Genomic DNA, 16,341 nt, shown 5'->3' with positions numbered 1-16,341 from the left:
CTTAAAAACTCTTTGAGAAAAAATAAATTGGTACAAAACCTAGTGGCAAAATATACAAAACCTGCTGGCAAGCTACAGTGATGGAGCTTAATAATTCATCTCTGATGAAAGAAATCGTAATTTATAATGTGCAAATAATTGCAGTGTCCTCTTATAAAGGCGCGGTAGTTTGAAAAAAGTAATCTTATTTGTGCTATTTTAAAATGAATCAATCGCTTTTTGCGTTCATTGCAAAAAATACATCCCGTAGGATATTGCGTTTCTACTTTATTGCAAAAATCCTATTCCATTACTTTTATTAACGAATCCCTCATGTCTAAAAACTTTAGAAAAAACAATAAATTACGTAGAATAAAAGAAAAGTGGCTCCCCGGGCCGGATTCGAACCAGCGACCAACCGGTTAACAGCCGGTTGCTCTACCGCTGAGCTACCGGGGAACGGTGCCCAATCATCTCATTGAAAAGGCTATAGCAAAGCAATACTGATTTGCAAAGGATAAAATTACTTTTTTTAAAAAAATATGATAAATTGTGTAATAAGAGGAAAAAAGGCGAGAGAAGATTTCTACACCTTGACGGATGCGTTGCCTTCCCTTATTGAAACCTTTATGTTTGTTGACGAGGCCTCGTGGCGGAATGGTTACGCAGAGGACTGCAAATCCTTGTATCCCGGTTCGATTCCGGGCGAGGCCTCCAGCCGATTTTAAACGAAACGGCTTTTAAGGGAGATGAGGTATAGGAAAATAGATTATTTCCCTCTATTCTTGTGAAGACACTTTTGTATGAGAGATTATACAGTTAAAATCTAATTGTTGACTGTAGCATCCTTTTTTGTAACGCCCATAGTTTAAGAGATCTTTATCCCTTATTGTCGCTGTTTTGTTTGTTTTTTGTAGGTTAGGAGAAAATATTCGTTATGGTTGCAGATTTTGCTGAGCTTCGTCGCAAAATGGTTGACAATCAAATTCGTACAGTCGATGTAACGGATTTATCAGTTCTTGAAGCCTTTTTAACGGTGTCTCGTGAAGATTTTGTATCGGAAGATATGAAAGTGTTAAGTTATCTTGATACCGATATTGTTCTATGTCCAGAGCAAGATGGGGTTCCTGCACGCTATTTGATGAAACCTGCATCTCTAGCGAAATTACTACAGCTTGCCGCTTTAAAATCATCAGATGTTGTTTTAGATATTGGTGCAAATAGTGGTTATTGTGCAGCGTTGCTTGCAAAACTTGCAGGGTCTGTGATTGCGCTGGAAAGTAATAAATCTCTCTTTGAATGTGCTCTTGAAGCTTTAGAACGTAATCAATGTGATAATGTGGTTGTCGTTCATGGTCCATTAGAGCAAGGATATGCTGTTGAGGGACCTTATGACGTGATTTTCATTGAGGGATCTGTTGATTTTATTCCTCAAGGTATCTTTGATCAAATGAAAGACTGTGGACGTCTTGTGGTGGTTGAAGGGTATGGAAATGCTGCTGTTGCACAAATCTATATAAAAGAAGATGGGATCATCTCGGCTCGTCGTGCTTTTAATCTCGCTGTAAAGCCTCTTCCTTGTTTTTTCAAAACACTTGGTTTTGTGTTTTAGTGCTTGTTTGTTTTGTGAATAAAAGATAATTTTGTAATTTATTTGGGGTTTGTTATTGTGTGTATTATGTTTAGAGTAAACAAGAAGTTTCAGGCGTGTTTATTGCTGGTGTTGAGTGTTTTACTATCAGAGACTGTTTGTGCTGAAACATTGATGGATGCCTTTTCTAAGGCTTATAAATATAATGCTAAGTTGAATAGTGAACGTGCAGCTGTGCGTATATCCAGTGATGATGTTGTCATTGCGCGATCGGGGCTATTGCCACAAGTTGAGGGGGTTGGGAACTATGGGCGCAATAAGTCTTTTACAGGTCCTTATGTCACTTCTGGATCTATAGGAGTGAGATTAAATCAAAGATTATTTGATGGTTTTATCACGCAAAATATCTTTTCTTCAGCTCAAGTTAAGTTGCAGGCTCAGCGTGAATATCTTCGTAATGTTGAACAAAATACGTTTCTAGAGGCGGTGACCGCTTATGCTAATGTCTATCACGCACGTCGTGTTGCCGATCTTCGGAGAGAAAATTTGGCAGCTCTTGAGGAACAAGTTCGTTCTAATAAAGCAAAATTTGATGTGGGTGAAGGAGGGCATGTTGATCTTGCTCAAGCTCAAGCTGCACGTTCCGTGGCGGTTTCAGAGCTGAGTCTTGCTCGTTCTGATGTAAAAGCAGCAGAGGCAGTGTATCGACAAGTTATTGGTTCTGATCCTGAAAAGTTAAAACGCCCACCTCTAGCCAAAGATTTTCCCGTCAACCTTGATATGGCTTACCAAATGAGCGTTGTGATGCATCCAGCAATCCTTTATGCTAAATATTTAGTTGATGCGAGTGCTTATAATGTAAAGGCGAAAGAAGGGGCATTGCTCCCTAAAGTTGATTTTTCTGCAACAGCATCTTATAATCGAATCTACAGCGGGGTTGGAGAAGATGGCGTTTCTAAATCTGTAGGATTGTCAGTAAGTGTCCCAATCTTTGAAGGAGGGCGTACATCTGCGCAAATTCGCCAATCAAGGGAACAGCTTGGACAGGCGCAGCTTCAACTCGATTTGGCGCATAGTAATACGAGGCAAGCACTGACTTCTGCTTGGTTTCAGTTGGAGGGCGCACGCTCATCTGTGGTTGCTTACCGTGAAAGTGTTCGTGCTGCTGAAATTGCTCTGAAAGGTCGTGTTCAAGAAAATCGCGTAGGGCAAGCAACGACGCTGGATGTTTTAAATTCTCGTACTCTATTGATTAATGCTCAGATTGCGCTTGCAATGGCAGAGCGTAATGCTGTTGTGGCGAGCTATAGTGTTCAATCTTCTATTGGTAAATTGACTGCGAGTTATTTAGGTTTAAAAACAATTAAATATATCCGATAATGTATAAAAGTATCTCTTTAATCTTAAATTATTTTAGTTTTTAAAAGATTAGTAAATCAACAGTTGAATATGTTGAAAGATATTGCGGCGAGATATTATTTTTATAAGTGTAGAAAACTGTGTGTAGCGCCCTCTTTATGACAAGCATATTTGAAAATATCGTAGGAGGCATGTTGATCTTATAATTCTTTTGCATACACTGAAAATATGATTCTATTTGTTGTTGCGTCTTTGAGAGGTTGTAAAGTATGGTACAGAGTTCAAGCGTGTTACGTGAGCCAAGTATGGATGAAATTTTAACATCTATTCGTGAAATAATCGAAGAAAATGCGGTTCAATCTGATCACTTTTTAAATGAAGATGTTGCAGTGAATGCTTCAGAAGTGGCATCCGAGGGTATTTATGATACAACCTTATCGGTTGATGATGCTATGAAAGCTTTAGCTGATCGTATTGGTCTTTCTTCTGAAAATCAAGGAGGGAAGATAACGCAAGAGAAAGAGGATATAGAGGCAGAAAATAATACAGTTGGTATGGATATGCAAAAGATGAAGCTTTCTTCTGAAGAACGGAATTCTGTTTATAAAGCAAAAGAATATGAAGATGAGATAAGGAAATCACAGTCAGACGCTGGAAGGGATGGTCATGTGGAATTGTCTGCATATTGTATTTCTTCTGCAGAAAAGATTGCAAAGGATGTGTTGCGTCCTGCTATAGCAGAATGGTTACAGTCTAAATTGCCTATTTTGCTGGAAGATATTTTGCGTGAAGAGATTGTGAAGGCGATTAAAAAATCGTCTTAATTATTTTTTACATTATTTTTATGTTTTTCATTTTATGGGGATTTTGTTTGCGATTTTGCGAGCTCTCTAGTTAATGACTGAGATTCACGAGATTCTGATCAGGTTTTGATCGTATATTGTGTTTTTCAGCGGCGTTATGGATGGATAGAATGTTAGAAAAAAACTATGATGCTGCCTCTATAGAGCAACGGGTTGCAAAGAGATGGGAGACTCGTGGGGCTTTTAAAGCGGGAGCTGGTTCTAAAAGCGGTGCAGAACCTTTTTGCGTTATGCTTCCTCCTCCTAATGTTACGGGCTCACTTCATATGGGGCATGCGCTCAATACGACAATTCAAGATATAATAGTTAGATTTCAGCGGATGCGTGGCAGAAATGTGTTGTGGCAGCCTGGTATGGATCATGCTGGAATTGCTACGCAAATGGTAGTGGAGCGTCAACTTGCAGAACGCCAAGAGCCAACGCGTCAAGAAATGGGGAGAGAAAAGTTTATTGAGCGTATTTGGGAATGGCGTTATGAAACTGGAGGCGTTATTGCAAACCAGTTGCGTCGCCTTGGGGTTTCATGTGATTGGTCGCGTGAGCGGTTTACAATGGATGAGGGGTTGTCGCAGGCGGTTCGTGAAGTCTTTGTCACGCTTTATAAGCAAGGGTTGATATATAGGGATAAGCGCCTCGTCAATTGGGATCCTAAATTGTTGACAGCTATTTCAGATCTTGAAGTTGAGCAAAAAGAAGTTCAAGGACATTTGTGGCACTTTAGATATCCACTTGAAGGTAAAATTTTTGATCCAAATGATGCGACAACTTATATAACAGTGGCGACAACACGACCAGAAACAATGCTTGGTGATACAGGAATTGCTGTTAATCCTGAAGATGAGCGTTATAAAAATCTTATCGGTAAAAATGCTCTTTTGCCGCTTGTTGGTCGTAGGTTATTAATTGTTGGTGATAGCCATGCTGATCCTGAGGCTGGAAGTGGTGCTGTAAAAATCACACCGGCTCATGACTTTAATGACTTTGAAGTAGGACAGCGTAATCATTTACGCTTGATTAATATTTTTACTCAGAAAGCCGAGATTTTTCTTCGTGAAAATGAAGCATTTTTCGATGGTTTGATTTTATCAGATGAATTAAAAATGTTAGTAGAAAATCTCGATAAATCTGATCGTTTTGTTGCTCGCCAGAAGATTGTTTCTTTGATGGAAGAACAGGGATATTTAGCTTCTGTCGATGATCATACCCATATGGTTCCTCATGGAGATCGCAGTGGTGTCCCTATTGAGCCTTTTTTGACAGATCAATGGTATGTTCATGCTGCTGAATTAGCAAAGCCAGCGATAGAGGCTGTTCAACAAGGCAAAACGCAGTTCGTTCCCGATAACTGGAAAAAGACGTACTTCAATTGGATGGAAAATATTCAACCTTGGTGCATTTCTCGCCAATTATGGTGGGGACATCAGATTCCTGCTTGGTATGGTCCTGATGGAACGGTTTTTGTTGAAAAAAGTGAAAAAGAGGCTTTAGATTCAGCTTTTGCTCATTATGGTGAGGTTGTTGAATTAATCCGTGATCCGGATGTTTTAGATACTTGGTTTTCATCAGCTCTTTGGCCTTTTTCAACATTAGGATGGCCAAATAAAACGACTGAATTATCTACTTTTTACCCAACATCTTTATCTGTGACAGGATTTGATATTATTTTTTTCTGGGTTGCTCGTATGATGATGATGGGACTTCACTTTATGGGTGACGTTCCTTTCCCAACGGTTTATGTGCATGCTCTTGTACGGGATCAAAAGGGTGCAAAGATGTCAAAATCAAAGGGAAATATTATTGATCCCTTAGAGCTTATTGATCAATATAGTGCTGATGCACTTCGGTTTACTTTAGCTATTATGGCAGCACAAGGTCGTGATGTAAAACTTGATGTTTCCCGTATTGCTGGTTATCGTAATTTTGCTACGAAATTGTGGAATGCTACCCGATTTGCACAGATGAATGGTGTGAAGCATGATCCAGCTTTTAAACCAGAACAAGCAAAATTGGCGCTTAATCGTTGGATTTTAACAGAGTTATCTAAAACAATTTCAGCAGTTACGACTGGTATTGAACACTATAAATTTAATGAGTCTGCTGCGACTCTTTACCGTTTCATTTGGAATACATTATGTGATTGGTATTTGGAGCTTCTCAAACCTATTTTTCAGGGGGAAAATGAAGATGCTAAAAATGAGGCTCAAGCTTGTACTGCTTGGGTTTTAGATGAAGTTTATAAACTTCTTCATCCTTTTATGCCTTATATGACGGAAGAGTTGTGGTCTCTTACAGAAACGCAAGCCATCAAGCGTGAGGATATGCTCGCATTGACAAAATGGCCAGAGGAAACATTGATAGATGAAGAAGCTGCTGATGATATTAATTGGCTTATTGATGTCGTCACAGGGATTCGGTCTGTACGTTTTGAAATGAATATTCCAGTGGCTACACAAGCACCTCTTGTTGTTGTCGAAGGAGGGGAAATAACGCGAGAGCGTGTGAAGCGTTATGATGCACTTCTTAAAAAATTAGCGCGTATTGAAGTTATTGATTTCTCTGATAAAGTTCCGGAAGTATCAGCACAAATGATTTTGGGAGAGGCTGTTTTTTGTTTACCATTAGGACAGTTGATTGATTTGGAGGCTGAACGTGTTCGTTTGAGGAAGGATGTCAGTAAAATTGAACAAGATATTGAAAAAATATCGCTTAAGTTAAACAACCCCCAATTTATAGCAAATGCAAAAGCAGAAATTGTTGAGCGTGAGCGGAATAGGGTTGTAGAACTGCGTGCAGCGCAGAAAAAAATATTTGTTGCTTTAGAGCGGTTAGATTGATTTCAACTTTTTATTTTTTTTTGATAGATAATTGCATACCAGTAGGGCTAGTATAGATCTTCTTTAAAAGGAAACTTTTTCTTTTGTTAGTTTTTCATGAACGATCATAAAATCTCTACTGAAATCCATTGTTTTATGTTTATCATTAAAGAGACATCTTTTAAGGCATCCAAGCTTATTCCACGACGTAGATCATGAATGGTATAACGGTAAATCCATTGAGCTTCCCTTCTTTATGCTTGTGAAGTAACAAGCGCTGGGGGCGCCATTCTGTCCAATATCCGGACAACCCTTAGCTCAAACCGTTCGTAAGAGGCATTTTTAGTTCTTTCTTACACAGAGTTTTTATCCACATAGCTCTCTCTACTTGTAATGTGCAAGCGGATGGTTTTGATTGATTTAACATGGAACAAGTTTGGAATGAGAGAATCTTACGATATTCGAGGTCCTCATTCAACATGCAAAATGGTAAAGTATCATTAAAATCAATATCTTGTTTTATTTCTGTAAAATATCATCATTTAGAGTAGCAATATAAGGCATGTAAAATTACATATGTGGTATTTTTTGTATGTAGTGGTGAGTATTCTGAGGTAAAACTTGTGTGTAAAGTATGAAGTAACCCCATGTGAAATGATGTTAGGTGCAATCCGTTAAACAAAAAGCTGTATTGTTTATAGATTGACGGAGGCAAAAAAACTTCATCTTTAAGGTGGTAAGGCAGTCGTGAAGTTATAAGTTAACTATCATCATTATATTTATCCATCTTTCGTATTGTTTTTTATACTCAAACGTTTACCATTCATCATGTATTCTCTTCGTTCTCAAGTTGCTGTTTAATGCACGTTATTCTATTGAACGATTTTTGCTCATACGTATAAAATTTTAAGATCGATAAATCCTATTGGATGGTTTTTATCTATTTGTTTTTTCTTTTAAAATTTTTACTTTAAAATTGCGTATGCTTCTTACTAAGAAAAAGAGTTTAAATACCTACAAAGAAATTTGTAACAGATATAATCATTAAAATTGAGGTAGGGGGAATGGTTAATAGGTTTCAGATATGGAAAAAAGTCACGATTGTTGTGATTTTAGAGGGATTCTTTTCGACTGTTTATGTAATAGATGTCAATAGCTTGCAAGAAGCGAATGATGGTTCGTTTTATTTTTTAAAACGTGGCATGTCTGTTTATAAAAATGGGCATATAACTCAGGCTATTGCAGCATTACGTTGTGCTGCTAAGAGAGGCTATATTGGTGCGAATTGGAAACTTGGCTCTATCTATGCAAACGGTGATGGTGTCCCTAAAAATGATTATAAGGCATATAATTTTTTTGCATATATTGTTGAAAAAGGTGCTGATCTTGGTTCAGAGGATGAAAGTTATGTTTCTGATGCATTGATTAAACTTGCCGGATATATAAAAAAAGGTATTCCTCAATCACCTGTGAAACCTGATCCTTCTTATGCTTCTCATCTTTATATGCAGGCTGCGGTAAACTATGGAAATCCTAAAGCTCAGTATCATTTAGGAAAAATATTTTTAAAGGGAGAGGGAAGGGAGTAAAATCCTTTACAAGCAGCACGATGGTTTCAACTTTCAGCAAAAAAAGAAAATCCTTCTGCCCAAGCAATGCTTGGAAATATACTGCTTAAAGAAGGAAAAATTGTCCGTGGGGCAGCAATGTTAACTGCTGCCTATAAAAAGCTAACGTAAAAGACGAAAATTGGATTCACCTTTGCAAGAAGAGGCTTTTGCTCTTTGTAATGAATCTGAGAGACGTACAGCAATTTAACTGATTGCTGAGATTTTAAAGAATAACAGTTTTTAAACATCTGATTGTAATATTTTTACATTCTCTCATCTTATATTAAACTCTATTTTCTTGTATACAAGTTCATAGTAAAGATAGCTTTTTTTGATAATCTAACGGCTAATGACTTAGGATTTTAGACAAAAATTCTTGCGTTCTCGGTTTTCTTGCTTGCGGATCAGAAAAGAACTCTTTAGATGAGCAGTCTTCAAGAATTGTTCCTTGATCTATGAAAATAACACGCTCCGATACTTTTTGTGCAAATCCCATTTCATGGGTTACACAAATCATCGTCATACCTTCTTCTGCTAAGCTAATCATGACATCGAGTACTTCACCTACCATTTCAGGATCTAGAGCAGATGTTGGTTCATCAAAAAGCATGACAAGTGGATCCATAGTTAAGGCACGTGCAATAGCAACACGTTGTTGTTGCCCTCCAGAAAGTTGACCAGGATATTTATCTTTGTGTTCAATGAGTCCAACGCGCTCAAGATATAACAATCCACGTTCAAGTGCTTCTTTTTTGCTTCGTTTTAGGACTTTGATTTGTGCAATTGTCAAATTTTCTGTGACAGATAAATGGGGGAAAAGCTCGAAGTGTTGAAACACCATTCCTACCTGACTTCGCAATTTAGGCAGATTCGTTTTTTTTGAATGAACTGGTATTCCATTAATCCAAATTTCACCTTTTTGAAAAGGGACGAGAGCGTTAATAGTTTTAATGAGTGTTGACTTTCCTGAGCCTGATGGACCACAAACGACAACGACTTCTCCTTTATTAATGTTGGTTGTACAGTTTTTAAGGACTTTAATTTCGCCATACCAATTAGAAACATTTTTTATTTCGATCATATGAGTAGACATTTTTTTTCCTGTTAGCGAATAATGGATACTTTTTTTTGTAAAGACAAAACTATTTGTGACAGTGTAAAACAGATAACAAAATAGAAAATAGCTGCTAAGATATAAGCTTCTTGCTTTACACCAAAATTATTAGCAGCAATATCAAAACCATTCAAAAGGCTATGACCACTGATGGCATAAACAAGGGTTGTATCCTGAAAAAGGATAATAACTTGTGTTAAAAAGACTGGAAGCATATCTCTAAAGGCTTGAGGAAGAATGACAATGTACATACTTTGCCAATATGTCATTCCAAGAGCTTGTCCTGCATATTTTTGTCCTTGCGGAACTGAATTGATTCCAGCACGCATAATCTCAGCAAAATAAGCCGTTTCAAATGCGGTAAAGGTAATGAGTGCTGATTTATTTGCACCAATGGATATACCAGTTAAAAAAGGCAGAAGCACGAAAAACCATAAGATAACCATCACAAGTGGTATTGAACGCATAGCTGTTATGTAACTGATTGCAAACCAAGAAAGAAGTTTTATGGAAGAAAGGCGCATCATTGCTAAAAGTGTGCCGAAAACAAACCCCAATACCGTTGCAAAAAGAGTTAGAAAAACGCTAAAGAGTAAACCTGATAAAATGTAAGAACGAAATACATCAAAGGTAAAAAAGGAAAAATCAAAGTCGGAAAAATTGAAAGGAAAATAAAGTCCAAACTGAGAGCTTATGAAATTCACCATATTCAATTTCCCTTTGTTTGAAAATTAGGAATTTTGAGTATTTGTTCAATGACTGTCATCACAATGAATACGAATAAGGCTATTAGAATATAAAGGATCGTAACAAGCAAATAATTTTCGTAAACATGGCTTACTTCTTCAATTGTTTGGTATTGAAATTGCATGAGCTCATTTATTGAAACGGCGAATGCTATAGATGAATTTTTCACAATCCCCATTGCTTCTGAAGTAAGAGGTGGCATAATTGCACGTATAGCACGTGGTAGTATAATATAGCGATAACTTTGATAAGTTGTAAATCCCATTGCCATAGCAGCATAGCGTTGTCCAGAAGGAATCGCTTCAATGCCTGAACGAACCTGTTCAGCAATGCGTGCAGATGTAAAGAATCCCAATGCGCATGTTATTAAGAGAATGGGGGAAAATTTCATCGCTGGTGGATAAATCTTCGGAACAACAAAATACCACAAAAACACTTGTACAAGGAGGGGAATATTACGCATAATCTCTACCCAAATAGTAGCGATAGTGCGAAATATATAATTGATTATGGATGTTTTGGGTAAAGTGCGCATTGTTCCTATAATAACACCACACAATACAGCTAATATAAGTGAAGTGATAGACAATATAATTGTATTTTTTAAGCCATCGAGAAGTGTATCTAAATAGGTATGACTTACGCCGGGAGTTCCCAAGCATCCTGTTACCAATGTTTGAGTAAGGTCATCTCTACAAAGGAAAGAAAAGTCCATTAATTGATATTCCCTCAAATTAGTCATTCACAAATAGGACAATAAACCACGCGCATCTACATAGTCCAGATTTATTAAAAAGTGAATTAAAATATAAACCACACTCAATTTCAAAAGAGTGTGGTTCTTCTTTATTAAACTCTATAAATCTTTTTCTGCGTAGCTTTCTCGAGGCTTATTATTTGGGTGATCCCAAGCATATCTTGTTTGTTTTGATAAGGGAAGGTTCATAACAGTGTTAGCAGGTGGGATCGGTTTCATAAACCACTTATTATAAAGCTTTTCCAGTGATTCATCTTTAATCTGACGTACGATACTATCGTTGATTGTTTGTTCAAATTTTTTGTCATTTAATCTGAGCATACAGGCAATAGGTTCGACTGAAAGTACAGTATCAAGAATGACATAATCAGATGGATTCTTTGATTTAGCAATATGTCCAGCAAGAATTGAAGCGTCCATGACAAAAGCATCTGCCTTACCAGATTCTAATAATAAAAAACTATCTCCGTGATCTTTCCCCTTTAAAACTTTAAACTGAATGTTTTTTGCACGTTTATTTTTACGAATAAGTTGAACAGATGTTGTACCGGTGGTCGTTGCAACTGTTTTTCCATTTAAATCCTCAAGAGATTTAATGTTAGAGTTTTTCTTTACAGCAATCCGAACCTCTTCAATGTATGTCGTATAAGCAAATGCTGCTTCTTTACTGCGGGCAATATCATGTGTTGTTGAGCCGCACTCAAAATCATAGGTTTTATTTTTTAAGAGAGGAATTCTATTTTGAGAAGTGATGGGAAGATAATGAATTTTAATTGGTTTACCAATTTTTTTTGAGATATCATCAATGATCCGTTCTGCCATTTCTGTATGAAAACCTACATATTTATTATTACCAAGGGCGTAGGCTAAACCAGATGATTCACGGACACCTAAAGTAATTTCCCCTGTTCGTTTTATTTTTTCAAGAGTATCATGTTCAGCATGCGCGAAACTTGAGAATCCAATGGCCGTTGCTGCAATAAGCATTAATAATGATTTCTTCATTTATGTCCTCCATTCATTTATTTTTATTTTATTTGCTTAAGATATACTGTTTATATGCTGTAGCATAGTTATTATTTTTGAGTGGAATTTTTTTGTTGTCTCATGAAATGAGGATTTTACTTTCTTAATTGATATTAAGGTGAATCCAAACAGGAACGTGGTCGGATGGTTTTTGATATCCCCTTACTTCTGTTTGGCTATGAGCGCAAATTAATTGATCAACAGCTTCTGGTGATAATAATAAATGATCAATGCGAATCCCATTATTCTTAGGCCAGGCACCTGCCTGAAAATCCCAAAAACTGAAGGAGGGAGTATCGGTGACATTCCGGATAGCATCATAAAAACCTAAATGAAGAATACGTTGGAATGCTTTTCTTGTTTCTCGAAGAAATAAGGCATCTTGATACCATTCTTGAGGTTTTTTTGCATCTAATGGAGTGGGGATGACATTATAATCACCTGCTAGAATAAGAGGTTCTTCATACGCAAGCAATGATTTTGCATGTGTATATAATCTTTCCATCCATTCTATCTTATAGGAATATTTTTCACTCTCAATAGGATTCCCATTTGGCAAATAGAGAGATGCAACACGAACAACACCTTTGTTTGTTGAATAAACAGCTTCAATGTAACGTGTTTGTTTATCATTATCATTGCCTGGTAATCGACGGATCACTTCATCTGGTGTTTTTTTAGAGAGAATCGCAACGCCATTAAAACTTTTTTGTCCGTGTGTTTCTATATGGTAACCTAAATTTTCAATTGTATCGCGTGGAAAATTTTCATCAATACTTTTAATTTCCTGTAAACAGACTATGTCCGGTTGGCTTTGCTGCAGCCATTGACATAATGTTTCATGTCGCGCTTTTATTCCAGCAATATTCCACGTTGCTATTTTCATGGTGCTCATCATTAGATATCAAATATGCAATTCAATTTACTGCTATGTTTTACTACAGTCACATCGCTGTTTTTTTGTTTATAGGGGATATTACTATGGTAAATTAATTTATCAAGAGTAGCGGTAAAAGCAAATTTAAAGCTTTAAAATTTAATTTATTTTCATTTTTAAAAACTTTCTGCTGTTTAGTTCTTGACGAATGTACGTGTTCTCGCTATTAGAAATGAACATAACCGATGTGGATGTAATCAGGTGTTTTGGATATGAGCCGGAAAATTATTCACAGGTGTTAAGAAGATTAAAAGCAAATGCTAGTGCAAAAGGCTATTGCCTTCTCTGCTTATGGTCGGGTAAACTGTTTTGTACAGGTATGCCCGATTTTGTGTGTAGACTTAGATATCTGCTCCGATTTTGTTGGGGTGGATAGAAATAAAAATAGAAAAGCCCGATTGGGTGAGACGAATGTAGATCAAAAAGAGGAAGGTTGCATGCCTACCGTAAACCAGTTGATTCGCAAGCCGCGCGTGGCGCCAGTTAAACGTAATAAGGTTCCTGCTCTGCAGTCGAATCCGCAGAAGCGTGGTGTTTGTACGCGTGTTTATACAACAACACCAAAGAAACCTAATTCTGCTCTTCGTAAAGTTGCTAAAATTCGCTTGACGAATGGATTTGAAGTGATTGGTTATATTCCTGGAGAGGGACATAATCTTCAAGAGCACTCTGTTGTAATGATTCGTGGTGGTCGTGTGAAAGATTTGCCAGGAGTTCGTTATCACATTATTCGTGGTTTGCTTGATACGCAGGGTGTCAAGAATCGTAAACAGCGTCGTTCAAAGTATGGCGCAAAGCGTCCAAAATAATATTGAGAGACAAAGCCAATGTCCCGTCGTCATAGAGCAGAAAAGCGTGAGATTAATCCAGATCCAAAATTTGGTGATTTGGTTATTATGAAATTTATGAATGCCATTATGTTTGATGGTAAAAAATCAGTTGCAGAGCGTATTGTTTATGGTGCGCTCGATTCTGTGGAAAAAAGAGTAAAAACAGATCCTGTGGCTCTATTTCATCGAGCTTTAGAGAATGTTGCTCCTCACATTGAGGTTCGTTCACGCCGTGTTGGTGGCGCTACTTATCAAGTTCCGATTGATGTTCGTCCTGATCGTCGTCAGGCTCTTGCTATTCGTTGGTTGATTGCGGCGGCACGTGGTCGGAATGAAACGACGATGGTTGAGCGTTTATCTGGTGAATTGATGGATGCGGCTAATAATCGTGGTTCTGCCGTGAAAAAGCGTGAAGATGTTCATCGTATGGCTGAAGCTAATCGTGCTTTTTCTCACTATCGCTGGTAGAAGTTTTAAACTAAGGCAAATATAATGGCTCGCGAATATAAAATTGAAGATTATCGTAATTTTGGTATTATGGCGCATATTGATGCTGGTAAGACTACGATGACTGAACGTATTCTGTTCTATACCGGTAAGAATCATAAAATTGGCGAGACCCATGATGGTGCTTCTACAATGGATTGGATGGAGCAGGAGCAGGAGCGTGGTATTACGATTACGTCTGCTGCGACAACGACATTTTGGGAAGGGCAAGACGGTCGGAAGCGTCGCTTTAATATTATTGATACGCCAGGGCACGTTGATTTTACGATTGAAGTTGAGCGCTCTTTGCGTGTTCTTGATGGTGCAATAGCCTTGTTGGATGCAAATGCTGGTGTGGAGCCTCAGACGGAAACTGTTTGGCGGCAAGCTGAGAAGTATCGCGTGCCTCGTATGGTTTTTGTTAATAAAATGGACAAAATAGGAGCTGACTTTTATCGTAGTGTGGAGATGGTTGGTTCTCGGTTAGGTGCTAAAGCGCTTGTTTTGCAGTTGCCGATTGGTGCTGAAAATGACTTTGAAGGTGTTGTTGATCTTGTAGAAATGAAGGCTTTAAAGTGGGATGGTTCTATTGGTGCCTCGGCAGTGATAAGTGAAATTCCCTCTGATTTAAAGGAGAAAGCTGAAGAATATCGCGAGAAATTGATTGAGATGGCTGTGGAGGTTGATGAAGCTGCAACAGAGGCTTATTTGGAAGGTGTTATGCCAACCAACGAGCAGCTTGTTTCTCTCATTCGTAGGGGGACAGTAGAAGTTCAGTTTCATCCGGTTCTTTGTGGTACGGCTTTTAAAAACAAGGGGGTGCAGCCACTTTTGGATGCTGTTGTTTCCTATCTTCCTTCTCCAATTGATATTCCGGCGATTAAGGGTATTGATGTAAAGACTGAGGCTGAGACGACACGCGAATCTTCTGATGATGCTCCGTTATCTATGCTTGCTTTTAAAATTATGAATGATCCTTTTGTTGGTTCATTGACGTTCTGTCGTATTTACTCAGGTAAAGTTCAGAAAGGTATTTCTCTTGAGAATACTGTGAAAAAGAAAAAAGAGCGTTTGGGGCGTATGCTTCAAATGCATTCAAATTCTCGTGAGGATATTGAAGAAGCATTTGCTGGTGATATTGTTGCTCTTGCAGGACTTAAGGAGACGACAACAGGGGATACTCTTTGTGATCCTTTGAAGCCTGTTATTTTGGAGAGGATGGAATTTCCAGAGCCTGTTATTGAGATTGCAATTGAACCGAAGACAAAAGCAGATCAAGAAAAAATGGGTATTGCTCTTAACCGTCTAGCCGCCGAAGATCCTTCATTTCGTGTTAAATCGGATGAGGAATCTGGTCAGACTATTATAGCTGGAATGGGTGAGCTTCATCTTGATATTATTGTTGATCGTATGCGGCGTGAGTTTAAGGTTGAAGCAAATGTTGGGCAGCCTCAAGTTGCTTATCGTGAGTCAATTACTAAAATGGCGGAAATTGATTATACGCATAAGAAACAATCGGGTGGTGCAGGTCAATTTGCTCGTGTGAAAATTGTTTTTGAGCCTCATGATGGTGATGACTTTATTTTTGAGTCAAAGATTGTTGGTGGTGCTGTTCCTAAAGAATATATTCCCGGTGTCCAAAAAGGGATTGAGAGTGTTATGGGGTCAGGTCCTCTTGCGGGCTTTCCTATGCTTGGTGTAAAAGCGACTCTCATTGATGGTGGCTATCACGATGTTGATTCTTCGGTTTTGGCTTTTGAGATTGCTGCTCGTGCGGCTTTTCGTGATGGGGCAAAAAAGGCTGGTGCACAGCTTCTTGAACCGATCATGAAGGTGGAAGTTGTTACACCAGATGATTATGTTGGTGATGTTATTGGTGATCTCAATTCTCGTCGGGGACAGATTTCAGGAACTGAAGCGCGCGGCATTGCAACGGTTGTGAATGCAATGGTTCCTTTGGCAAATATGTTTGGTTATGTGAATACTCTTCGCTCTATGAGTCAGGGGCGTGCGCAGTATACAATGCAGTTTGATCATTACGAGCCTGTGCCTTCAGCTGTTGCTTTGGAGATTCAAAAGAAATACGCGTAATTTCAGGTTGGTAATTAATTTTTAACTTAGTCCTTGGCTTGGACGGAAAATGGAGAGCTCAAATGGCGAAGAGCAAGTTTGAACGAACAAAACCGCATGTTAATATTGGTACGATTGGTCACGTTGATCATGGGAAGA

At 38.1% G+C, this 16,341-nt stretch carries 12 protein-coding genes, 2 tRNA genes and 2 pseudogenes; 10 read left to right on the top strand and 6 right to left on the bottom strand.

The window, feature by feature from the left end:
* Positions 1 to 363: 363 nt before the first annotated feature.
* Positions 364 to 438 (bottom strand) — tRNA-Asn (locus ACFINI_RS08645).
* A 184-nt stretch (positions 439 to 622) separates the two neighbouring features.
* Here ACFINI_RS08645 and ACFINI_RS08640 point away from each other — a divergent pair.
* The 6 genes and pseudogenes from ACFINI_RS08640 (at position 623) to ACFINI_RS08615 (ending at position 8,423) form a co-directional block, all read left to right on the top strand.
* Positions 623 to 696: transfer RNA gene (locus ACFINI_RS08640), tRNA-Cys, on the top strand.
* A gap of 220 nt (positions 697 to 916) precedes the next feature.
* Entirely contained in the window at positions 917 to 1,591 is a 675-nt protein-coding gene (locus tag ACFINI_RS08635; protein WP_375647715.1) for a protein-L-isoaspartate O-methyltransferase, read from the top strand.
* Between the two features lie 66 nt (positions 1,592 to 1,657).
* Complete coding sequence (locus ACFINI_RS08630) at positions 1,658 to 2,950, top strand: TolC family outer membrane protein (protein ID WP_375612446.1); 1,293 nt, start codon at positions 1,658 to 1,660, stop codon at positions 2,948 to 2,950.
* 248 nt (positions 2,951 to 3,198) lie between these two features.
* Positions 3,199 to 3,753, top strand: coding sequence for a DUF2497 domain-containing protein (locus ACFINI_RS08625; RefSeq protein ID WP_375612445.1), 555 nt, complete (start codon positions 3,199 to 3,201; stop codon positions 3,751 to 3,753).
* A gap of 149 nt (positions 3,754 to 3,902) precedes the next feature.
* Positions 3,903 to 6,626 (top strand): valine--tRNA ligase, encoded by a 2,724-nt coding sequence (locus ACFINI_RS08620; RefSeq protein WP_375647719.1) that lies wholly within the window; start codon positions 3,903 to 3,905, stop codon positions 6,624 to 6,626.
* Between the two features lie 1,043 nt (positions 6,627 to 7,669).
* A pseudogene (locus ACFINI_RS08615) lies at positions 7,670 to 8,423 on the top strand (tetratricopeptide repeat protein).
* Positions 8,424 to 8,561: 138 nt separating this feature from the next.
* Here the strand turns inward: ACFINI_RS08615 and ACFINI_RS08610 are convergent.
* The 5 genes from ACFINI_RS08610 to xth form a co-directional block, all read right to left on the bottom strand.
* Positions 8,562 to 9,308 carry an amino acid ABC transporter ATP-binding protein gene (locus ACFINI_RS08610; RefSeq protein WP_273791447.1) on the bottom strand — a complete coding sequence of 249 codons (747 nt, stop codon included), beginning with the start codon at positions 9,306 to 9,308 and terminating at the stop codon, positions 8,562 to 8,564.
* 11 nt (positions 9,309 to 9,319) lie between these two features.
* Positions 9,320 to 10,036: an amino acid ABC transporter permease gene (locus ACFINI_RS08605; RefSeq protein ID WP_375647713.1), complete on the bottom strand. Its 717-nt coding sequence runs from the start codon at positions 10,034 to 10,036 to the stop codon at positions 9,320 to 9,322.
* Between the two features lie 2 nt (positions 10,037 to 10,038).
* The gene (locus ACFINI_RS08600; RefSeq protein ID WP_375647708.1) at positions 10,039 to 10,791 is read right to left on the bottom strand and encodes an amino acid ABC transporter permease; all 753 of its coding nucleotides are present in this window, start codon (positions 10,789 to 10,791) and stop codon (positions 10,039 to 10,041) included.
* A gap of 141 nt (positions 10,792 to 10,932) precedes the next feature.
* A complete protein-coding gene (locus ACFINI_RS08595; protein ID WP_375621442.1) occupies positions 10,933 to 11,838 on the bottom strand; it encodes a transporter substrate-binding domain-containing protein in 906 nt (301 codons plus the stop codon).
* 124 nt (positions 11,839 to 11,962) lie between these two features.
* Positions 11,963 to 12,745, bottom strand: a complete 783-nt coding sequence (gene xth, locus ACFINI_RS08590; RefSeq protein ID WP_375621441.1) for an exodeoxyribonuclease III — start codon at positions 12,743 to 12,745, stop codon at positions 11,963 to 11,965.
* Between the two features lie 488 nt (positions 12,746 to 13,233).
* Between xth and rpsL the strand changes: the two genes are divergently transcribed.
* From rpsL to ACFINI_RS08570, 4 genes and pseudogenes are all read left to right on the top strand, one after another.
* Positions 13,234 to 13,605 carry a 30S ribosomal protein S12 gene (gene rpsL, locus ACFINI_RS08585; protein WP_005773262.1) on the top strand — a complete coding sequence of 124 codons (372 nt, stop codon included), beginning with the start codon at positions 13,234 to 13,236 and terminating at the stop codon, positions 13,603 to 13,605.
* A gap of 18 nt (positions 13,606 to 13,623) precedes the next feature.
* Positions 13,624 to 14,094, top strand: coding sequence for a 30S ribosomal protein S7 (gene rpsG, locus ACFINI_RS08580; RefSeq protein WP_273791452.1), 471 nt, complete (start codon positions 13,624 to 13,626; stop codon positions 14,092 to 14,094).
* A gap of 24 nt (positions 14,095 to 14,118) precedes the next feature.
* Positions 14,119 to 16,203: an elongation factor G gene (fusA, locus tag ACFINI_RS08575; protein WP_375607436.1), complete on the top strand. Its 2,085-nt coding sequence runs from the start codon at positions 14,119 to 14,121 to the stop codon at positions 16,201 to 16,203.
* 62 nt (positions 16,204 to 16,265) lie between these two features.
* A pseudogene (locus ACFINI_RS08570) lies at positions 16,266 to 16,341 on the top strand (elongation factor Tu); the annotation flags it as partial.

The organism is Bartonella sp. AA56HLJMS, from assembly GCF_042197145.1.
In the GTDB taxonomy this organism is placed as follows: domain Bacteria; phylum Pseudomonadota; class Alphaproteobacteria; order Rhizobiales; family Rhizobiaceae; genus Bartonella.
The sequence above is the reverse complement of the archived record's forward strand: the minus strand, read 5'-3'. Positions and strand labels throughout refer to the sequence as shown.